The 8,063-nt window shown below is 46.7% G+C and carries 10 protein-coding genes; 1 reads left to right on the forward strand and 9 read right to left on the reverse strand.

Annotation, left to right across the window (positions count from 1 at the left end; translation table 11 throughout):
- The 9 genes from H740_RS06130 to H740_RS06170 all read right to left on the reverse strand — a co-directional run bounded on the left by H740_RS06130 (nucleotide 1) and on the right by H740_RS06170 (nucleotide 6,715).
- Nucleotides 1–783 carry a ParA family protein gene (locus tag H740_RS06130; protein ID WP_002952444.1) on the reverse strand — a complete coding sequence of 261 codons (783 nt, stop codon included), beginning with the start codon at nucleotides 781–783 and terminating at the stop codon, nucleotides 1–3.
- A 159-nt stretch (nucleotides 784–942) separates the two neighbouring features.
- Nucleotides 943–1,578, reverse strand: a complete 636-nt coding sequence (locus tag H740_RS06135) for a biotin--[acetyl-CoA-carboxylase] ligase (protein WP_002952447.1) — start codon at nucleotides 1,576–1,578, stop codon at nucleotides 943–945.
- A gap of 69 nt (nucleotides 1,579–1,647) precedes the next feature.
- Nucleotides 1,648–2,568 carry a methionyl-tRNA formyltransferase gene (gene fmt, locus H740_RS06140; RefSeq protein WP_002952448.1) on the reverse strand — a complete coding sequence of 307 codons (921 nt, stop codon included), beginning with the start codon at nucleotides 2,566–2,568 and terminating at the stop codon, nucleotides 1,648–1,650.
- 115 nt (nucleotides 2,569–2,683) lie between these two features.
- Nucleotides 2,684–3,025, reverse strand: coding sequence for an EF-hand domain-containing protein (locus H740_RS06145; RefSeq protein ID WP_002952449.1), 342 nt, complete (start codon nucleotides 3,023–3,025; stop codon nucleotides 2,684–2,686).
- Nucleotides 3,026–3,153: 128 nt separating this feature from the next.
- Nucleotides 3,154–4,209: a GTPase ObgE gene (gene obgE, locus H740_RS06150; RefSeq protein WP_002952450.1), complete on the reverse strand. Its 1,056-nt coding sequence runs from the start codon at nucleotides 4,207–4,209 to the stop codon at nucleotides 3,154–3,156.
- Nucleotides 4,210–4,473: 264 nt separating this feature from the next.
- A complete protein-coding gene (gene rpmA / locus H740_RS06155; RefSeq protein ID WP_002943616.1) occupies nucleotides 4,474–4,731 on the reverse strand; it encodes a 50S ribosomal protein L27 in 258 nt (85 codons plus the stop codon).
- A gap of 11 nt (nucleotides 4,732–4,742) precedes the next feature.
- Nucleotides 4,743–5,057: a 50S ribosomal protein L21 gene (rplU, locus tag H740_RS06160; RefSeq protein WP_002947447.1), complete on the reverse strand. Its 315-nt coding sequence runs from the start codon at nucleotides 5,055–5,057 to the stop codon at nucleotides 4,743–4,745.
- 101 nt (nucleotides 5,058–5,158) lie between these two features.
- Entirely contained in the window at nucleotides 5,159–6,157 is a 999-nt protein-coding gene (locus H740_RS06165) for a hypothetical protein (protein ID WP_002952451.1), read from the reverse strand.
- 87 nt (nucleotides 6,158–6,244) lie between these two features.
- Nucleotides 6,245–6,715 (reverse strand): hypothetical protein, encoded by a 471-nt coding sequence (locus H740_RS06170; protein ID WP_002952452.1) that lies wholly within the window; start codon nucleotides 6,713–6,715, stop codon nucleotides 6,245–6,247.
- An 89-nt stretch (nucleotides 6,716–6,804) separates the two neighbouring features.
- Between H740_RS06170 and flhB the strand changes: the two genes are divergently transcribed.
- Nucleotides 6,805–7,881, forward strand: a complete 1,077-nt coding sequence (flhB, locus tag H740_RS06175; protein WP_002952453.1) for a flagellar biosynthesis protein FlhB — start codon at nucleotides 6,805–6,807, stop codon at nucleotides 7,879–7,881.
- The last annotated feature ends 182 nt before the right edge of the window (nucleotides 7,882–8,063 follow it).

Genomic DNA, 8,063 nt, shown 5'->3' on the forward strand with positions numbered 1-8,063 from the left:
CTACCCTAAAATCGAATACGCTAAATTTTGATATGCTTGCGAGCCAGGCGATTTTATGTCGTACAATATCACAGGCTTTCCAAAACTCGGGCTTTCGGCGAGCTTTACATTTCTTGGCACTATAACGAAGTCGCCGTCGCCGTCCTTGGTTTTAAACAGCTTATTTTCAAAATGCTGCTTTAAATTTGCCACGGTTTCCTTGGCTAGGTTATTTTGCGAGCTGTACATAGTCGGCAAAAAGCCCTTGATATTTAGCTTTGGGTTTATGGTTTTTTTGATGATTTTGACCGTATTTAAAATTTGCGCAAGCCCCTCTAGCGCGTAAAATTCGCACTGGATCGGGATTATTACGCTATCACTAGCACTTAGAGCGTTTACGGTGATGCTGCCCAGTGCCGGGGGACTATCGATGATGATAAAATCATACTGACCCTCAATCTCTTCCATCTTGCTTTTTAGTATCTTTTGGCAGTCTTTGCTCTGTTCGCTTAGCTCCTGCTCGATGCCGACCAGACCGATGTTTGAAGGTGCTAAAAAAAGCGTCGGTATCTCGGTTTTTAGCACGATTTGCGAGAGCTTTTTACGCCCCGTGAGCACATGGTAGATGTTGTACTCGTAGTCGTTTCTGCTAAAGCCCATTCCTGTCGTCGCATTTGCCTGCGGATCGATGTCGATGAGTAAGACTTTTTTTTCAGCCACAGCCAGCGATGCGGCCAAATTTACCGCCGTGGTCGTCTTTCCGACGCCGCCTTTCTGGTTTGCAATGGTTATAATTTCACACATGAGAATTTTCCAAATTTTTGTTTTTTTACTGATTAATTCTACAAAAAACTTACTTTGTCCAAGTTTAGTTTCGGCTTTAAAATTTCTGAAAGAATTTCGCGGTGCCTACCCACCGATATTTTGTAAAAATATTAAATTTTACGTCAGATTTAAGCAAATTTATCTGAGTGAAAAAACCCTTCGCCCATCTATATCCAAAGAGCCGTCAGATAGGAGTTTTGCGTCTTTTAGCGCCACTTCTTCGCCCTCAAAGTGCGTTATAAATTCTCTCGATTTTTCAAATTCGCTCTCAAATTTTTTAAAAATTTCCGCCCAAGACGGAGCTGTTTGTAATCTCTTACAAAACTCTCCGACCGCGACGCTAGGGCTCACGTCTATATCTAAGATTCCGGCGTTTTCGGGCGCGTTTTTTAGATTTATACCCATACCGCAAACGTAAATTTCGCCGACTCTCGTCGTCAAGGTTCCGCCGATTTTTTTGTCGCCAACATAAAAATCATTCGGCCATTTTAGCCAAATTTGCGAGCCGCGAGCCGCGAGCACTTCGCGCATTATCATCGAAAAATATATAGACGCCGACTCGCCCTTTAGATCGCCGGGCAGCGCCGTCTCGCTCATGCAAAACGAAAAAAACAGATTGCCCTCTAGCCCGCTCCACGTGTTATTTCTGCTACCGATACCTTGTGTCTGCTCTTTTGCCACGAGCGCAAAAGGCGGCTGTATTTCGCCGTTTCGCAGCCCTTCGACCAAAACTTTTTGCGTAGATGGGACGCTATCTGCGAACTCTATTCTCAAATTTTATTCCTTTTAAATTTACGCTAAATTTGATGTTTTGGCGCGCTTGCTACCGTTGCTCTGCTCATATTACAAAGCTATATCGCCGATACCAAGGCGCTTGCCGTTTAGATACGCGCTAGCGTCCACCGGCTTTTTGCCGGGCTCTTGCACCTTTAAAATTTTGATAGCGCCCTCGCCGCAAGAAACGCAAAAGCTGAACTTGTCGACGCTTAAAATTTCGCCAGTACGTTCAAATTTACGCCCGCGGGATTCGCGCAAAAGCTCTAGTTCTAAAATTTTTAACCCGCTAGCTAGATAGATCCCGGGCCAGGGCGTTAGCGCGCGAAATTTATTATAAATCTGCTCCGCGCTCTGCTCAAAGCTAAAAAGTCCGTCTGATTTGCTTATTTTTTTGCATTGCGTGGCCTGCGCATCGTCCTGCCTAAGCGGCGTCAAATTTGCAAAGTTTCGCAGCGTTTTTACGATCAGCTCGCCCGCTAGATCACCCAGTTCGTCAAACAGCTGTGCCGCCGTTTTGTCCTCGCAAGGCGTGTAGGCAAAATCAAGCATATCGCCCGTGTCAAGCCCCGCGTCCATCAGCATCGCCGTCACGCCCGTCTGCTTCTCGCCAGCCAAAATCGCGCTTTGGATCGGGCTCGCGCCGCGGTATTTTGGCAGGATCGAGGCGTGCAGATTTATACAAGGCGCGATATCAAGGATGGTCTGCGGCAAAATTTTACCGTATGCCGCAACCACGATAAAATCAGGCTTTAGCTCTTTTATCTGTGCCGCAACCGCCTCGTCTTTTAAACTCGCAGGCTGAAAGATCGGCACGGAGGGTAGGTGCCGCTGCGCGTAAATTTTCACCTCGCTCGGAGTTAAAATTTGTTTCCTGCCGACGGGCTTATCGGGCTGAGTAAAAACGGCCGCGATCTCAAATTTCGCCTCGGCAAGCGCGCGTAAAATTTTAGCCGCGTATTCGGGCGTACCCATAAAAATTATATTCATTCTTTTCCTTTAAATTTAGCCAAATCGCGACGCTAGCAATAATGCGGGCGCCGACCGTGCTCGCAATAAATTTTACGCATACCGTGAGGTAACCCCTGGTTCACGCTCGTGCGCCTTATTTGACGGCGGATTGATTTTTATCCTCGGATCCGTCTGTCCAAGGCCAAGAAGCGCACGGATCTTCGGACCAATAAATCTTTGCGGACGGTTTCGCTCCCAGCTCATCAAGGCTAATCTTGCCGTCATGATTAGCATCGAGCCTCTTAAATTCCGAGTTTGAGCGTAGATTTAGCTCTGCTCTCAGCCCAGACGGCGCCTTGCTCGCCATCCACTCCTGCAAGCTCAGTGCGCCGTCGCGATCCTTGTCGTTAAAATCCATAAAATTCGGCACCGGATCGGCGGGATCGCAACCGTATGCGCCGAAGCATAAAAGTGTAAGTATAAAAATTTTATTCATTTCGCATCCTTAAATTTTATCTTTTTGCGGCGTTTGCGAGCGATAAAAATAAAATTTAACCGCATATACGGGCGGCGCTTAAGGCCTGCGTTCGTCAAAGCCCTCTACGGCGCGGCTTTTGGCGCAATCTACAGCTCCTTTTTAAGCAGCTCAAGCAGGTTAAATTTTAGCTCGTTTATATTTTGTCCCGTCGCCGAAGATATCGGCATCACAAAAAACGGCTTGGCGGCATCAAATTCATAAATATCTTGCTTAAATTTCATCTCGCCAGCCGTGCCCGCAAGCCCCAAATGTGATAAAAATGCGTCAAATTTTTCCTGCAAATTTTCTGCCGCGTCCGCGCGGGTTAGAGCGATCGCGTAGTCTCTTTGCGCTAGCTCGTCGGAAAATTTCGCCGTCTCGGCCCGCAACGCGTCAAACTGCTCCTCAAGGCCGCGGTAGTTAGCAAGATCGAGCATAAAAAGCAAAATTTTCGTGCGCTCGACGTGTTTTAAAAACTGCACGCCAAGCCCGCGCCCTTCGCTTGCGCCCTCGATGATGCCTGGAATATCGGCCATGACAAAGCCGCTGTATTCATCGACCTCGACGAGACCGAGCTTTGGCGTGAGTGTGGTAAACTCGTAGTTTGCGATCTGAGGCTTGGTATTTGAGACGGTCGAGATAAGCGTGCTTTTACCGACGTTTGGAAAACCCACGAGTCCCACGTCGGCGATGAGCTTAAGCTCCAGTCGCACCTCGCGCGTTTCGCCTTCGAGGCCTTTTTGCGCGTATTCGGGTGCTTGATTGATCGAGCTTTTAAAATGCACGTTGCCAAGCCCGCCCTTGCCGCCTTTTAAAAATAGCTCGCGCTGCCCCTCGCTCGTTAAATCGCAGAGTAGTTCGCCCGTCTCGGCATCCAGCACGGCGGTACCTGGAGGCACGATGAGCTCTAAATGCTCGCCTCTTTTGCCGTGCATCCTGCGTCCCATACCAGCCTCGCCGTTTTGCGCGCGCATGGCTTTTTTGCCTTTATATGCCGCTAGCGTGTGGGTGTTGTTATCGGCTACGAAATATACATCCCCGCCGTCGCCGCCGTCGCCGCCGTCTGGTCCGCCTAAAATCACGTGCTTTTCACGGCGAAAGCTCACCGATCCGGCCCCGCCGTGCCCCGAGCTTAGGGTTAAATTTACGCTATCTATAAACATTTTTTGCCTTAGTTTTTAAATTTTATTCTATTATTTTTAATTCGTTATTTTGCGAGATTTTCGGATTATATCGGTTTATTGATTAAAATTTGATTTGCCGAAAAGTTCAAATGATTTGCCAAGCGTCGTTATTAGGACAATACAAATGATCAAATTTTAAAATTTGATAAATGACGCGACGTTTATTTTTGTTATATAAAAGCTTTTTTAGATTTTAGAAATTTGGGTGGTTTTAAAAGAAAAAGGGGGCTTTCGCCCCAAGGATTACGCAGCAGGATAAACAGAAACTTTTTTTCTATTTTTATCTAGTCTTTCGAATTTAACGAAACCGTCGATTAGAGCAAAAATCGTGTGATCTTTGCCTAGGCCGACGTTGCTGCCCGCGTGAGTAGCGGTACCGCGCTGGCGGATGATGATGTTGCCCGCGCGAACGAATTCGCCGCCGAATTTTTTAACGCCTAAGCGTCGTCCGATACTATCTCGGTTATTCTGGGTTGAGCCTTGACCTTTTTTGTGTGCCATTTCTTATCTCCTTAAGCTGCGATACTTACGACTTTTACGCGTGTAAACTGTCTTCTAAAACCGCGTTTTAGTTTTGAGTCTTTGCGTCTGCGTTTTTTGTAAATAACGACTTTTTTATCCTTGCCCTCGTTTACGACTTCAAGAACGACTTTCGCACCCTTTACGAACGGCGCGCCTACCTTTACTTCACCGTCGTTTACGCACAAAACGTCCGTAATCTCGACTGATGATTTTGCTTCAGCACTGAAATGGTCAAGCTTAAGATATTCGCCTTCGCTGACGCGATACTGCTTGCCGCCGTGCTTAAATATAGCGTATTTTGACATACTCTACCTTTCTAAAATTTGGTAAGACCAAAAAGCGCTTTTGGATTTCAAAAGACTTGGGGAGCTTTGTTGGTTGTAAGAGACGGATGATACCCAAAAATTTATAAATTTTGGTTTAATGTCCTAGCTTTTAAAATTTCATCCGCCAAATTTTCGACCATCGTATCGTGATCGAGGAAATGTATTTGATCGCTCGGCGAAGGCCCGTCAAAAGGCTGATGAAGAACTGTTTTAGCCGGCGGCGCGTTTAAAATTTGATTAAAAACGTCAAATTCCGGCGGAAAGCTGAAATATAATTTGGGCTGCGCCGATTCGCCGCTCAAAAGCCTTTTTGCGTAAATTTCGCTGAAATTTTTAGCTTTCGGCAAGCTAATGCGCTCAAAAATCTCAAAAGGCAAGAGATGATGCGCCAAGGCGTAAAGTCCGTGCGCGAAAAAACTAATCCTCTTTTCAAATTGCGGCGCGGCGGTTCTAGCGACTTTTACGCAAAAATTACTCAAACTCTCGCTCATCGCGGCCGCGTCTTTTTCGTGCAAGGCAAGGATGAATTTTACCGCTTCTCTTTCGTTTATCGGCTTTTTGGAGTCTGCAAATCTGCGCGCTTTTTTCAGTGCGGGCTCGAGCGATTTTTTATCATCCCATAGCAGCGCCGAAACCAGATCGCTCATCACGCACAAAAATCTATAACCGTTCGTGCTGGGCGGCATAGAGTGCGTCATTACGTTTTTCGCGCCATCCATGTCGCCGCAAGCCAGCGCAAGAAACGTATGTATCAGCCTCTCGCACTGATCGTATCCGCCCTCGCAGCCCGGCAGCAGCTCGTTTCTGGCGTACTGAAAAACAAGATCGTTTAGAGCCTCCACATCGCCGCTTTCTATACATTTTTCGAGCCAAATTTCATAAGGAATTTGCGGTATCGAAAAAGCCATCAGTTTTATCAGCTCGCATAAAAACTTGCGCTCGCTCAAATTTTTCTTTTTTAGCTTGGCTAAAACTTCGCCGCACTCGTCCAAAAGCAGCTCGGTTTCGCTTTTTTGCGATTTTTTAGATTGTGAAAATTTGCGGGAATTCTCCTGCGAGTCTTGCAAAAACGTTTTCATCTACATACTTCCTATTTTTATTTATTTTATCAAAAACTTCTTGCGCCTGGGGCAAATGCGCGCCGTATCTAGCTAGATAGAGCCAGTCTAGCCCTTCGCACGGCGTTTTGGCAAGCGCCTTGCCGCCTTTAGTAGCCCTGGCCGAATACTCCAAAACAAAAGGCAAAGCCGAGTGCGCCGCGCGTCCTCTTTATAAAAAATCCCCGTCATCGCGTAAAATTTAGCGCAGTACTCTTTGCTAACAAGCAAACTCGCCAAAAAGCCGTTTTCGCCGCCGCCTGCTAAAAACGCGATCGTTAGAGCCGCGCTACCTTGCACGTCTATGCTTTTAAATTTGACGGTGCATTTTAGAGCAGGTATCGCACGCACCGTGCTTAGCTCGCGCAGAGCGACGGCGGCCCAAAGGAGGTCAAATTTATCCTGAGAGCTTTGCAAAACATCTATCAAATTTGACTCGTCGTAGGGGATTTTGCGGCTTTTAAAGTGATCCGCGGCAGCCTCGTTGCGCGCCTTCATCTGCCCAAACCACTCGCTTACGTGATCGTCAAGCTTTTGCATTTTATTCCTTTAAATTTAGGCAATTGTAGCGTAAAATTTAACCTCGTTTTAGATATAATCGCCCAAATTTAAGCAAACTCAGGATAGAGATGGCAGGCGAAGACCAAGAAAAAACCGAAGAACCCACCTCCAAAAAAATCGAAGACGCGCGCAAGGACGGCAACGTCCCCAAAAGCCAAGACCTCGCGGGTTTCGTCACGCTCGCGGTCGCGATCTTCGTCGTGGTGGCGCTTCTTGGCTTCATAGGCGATCAGTTTTTCACGCTATATAACTACTATCAGGGTCTCATCGGCCAGGAGTTTACGCGCAAACTACTCTTTAACGTCGCGATCACGACGATATTTCGCACGCTGCTCATCATCCTGCCTATCGCCGTTTGCATCGCGATCGCGGGCGTCGTCGCTAATCTCATGCAGTTTGGATTTATATTTACGACTAAGCCTTTGGAGCCAAATTTAAACAAAATCAATCCGATAAAAGGGCTTAAAAATCTCTTTTCTCTTAAAAAACTGATAGACGGCATCAAAATGGTGCTTAAGGTCACGGCGGTTTTTACGGTCGGGTTTTTGATGTTTTTAAGCTTCATCAAAGAGCTGCCGCATACACTTTTTTTCTCGATGGCGGCGCAGCTAGCGTGGCTAAAAGAAAAAATGCTGATTTTAGCTGCCGTGATGCTAATCGTGATGTTTATCATCGGGCTTCTTGACGTGTTGATCGTGCGTTTTCAGTATTTTCGCGACCTAAGAATGAGCAAGCAAGAAATCAAGGACGAATACAAACAGATGGAGGGCGACCCGCAGGTCAAAGGTCGCATCCGCCAGCTGCAAATGCGAGCCGCGCGCAACAGAATGATGCAAAATATCCCGCAAGCAGACGTCATCATCACAAACCCGACCCACTACGCCGTTGCGCTTCGCTACGACAAAACAAAGGAAAAAGCGCCGGTAATTCTAGCTAAAGGCGTGGATTTTCTAGCGCTTCGCATCAAGCAAATCGGAGTGAAAAAAAACGTCAAAATCGTCGAAAATCCGCCGCTAGCGCGCGAGCTATACAAGATGTGCGAGGTAAACGATATGATACCTTCAGAGCTCTTTCGTGCCGTCGCCGAGGTGCTAAGCTTCGTCTATATGAGCGACAAACAAAAATTCGGCGATAGGCTGAAGTGAAATTTAAATTTGACTTTTTGGCTGTAAATTTGAAGCCGAATTCGGAGTCAAGTTTGCGCCGCTCAAATTTGGATAAATTTTAGCATTTTGCCTGCCGAGACCCGCATCTTTAAAGTGCTAAATTTGGTTTGGTTAAATTTAGCGCTGTGTACTTAATCTTTCTTGTTAAGGGGGAAGGGGCT

This window comes from Campylobacter showae CC57C, from assembly GCF_000344295.2.
Classification (GTDB): Bacteria; Campylobacterota; Campylobacteria; order Campylobacterales; family Campylobacteraceae; genus Campylobacter_A; species Campylobacter_A showae_B.

Bases quoted from the DNA above. Each gene is read 5' to 3' on its own strand.
- H740_RS06130 (WP_002952444.1), bottom strand. From the start codon at position 783: ATGTGTGAAATTATAACCATTGCAAACCAGAAAGGCGGCGTCGGAAAG.
- fmt (WP_002952448.1), bottom strand. From the start codon at position 2,568: ATGAATATAATTTTTATGGGTACGCCCGAATACGCGGCTAAAATTTTA.
- H740_RS06145 (WP_002952449.1), bottom strand. From the start codon at position 3,025: ATGAATAAAATTTTTATACTTACACTTTTATGCTTCGGCGCATACGGT.
- obgE (WP_002952450.1), bottom strand. From the start codon at position 4,209: ATGTTTATAGATAGCGTAAATTTAACCCTAAGCTCGGGGCACGGCGGG.
- rpmA (WP_002943616.1), bottom strand. From the start codon at position 4,731: ATGGCACACAAAAAAGGTCAAGGCTCAACCCAGAATAACCGAGATAGT.
- rplU (WP_002947447.1), bottom strand. From the start codon at position 5,057: ATGTCAAAATACGCTATATTTAAGCACGGCGGCAAGCAGTATCGCGTC.
- H740_RS06165 (WP_002952451.1), bottom strand. From the start codon at position 6,157: ATGAAAACGTTTTTGCAAGACTCGCAGGAGAATTCCCGCAAATTTTCA.
- H740_RS06170 (WP_002952452.1), bottom strand. From the start codon at position 6,715: ATGCAAAAGCTTGACGATCACGTAAGCGAGTGGTTTGGGCAGATGAAG.
- flhB (WP_002952453.1), top strand. From the start codon at position 6,805: ATGGCAGGCGAAGACCAAGAAAAAACCGAAGAACCCACCTCCAAAAAA.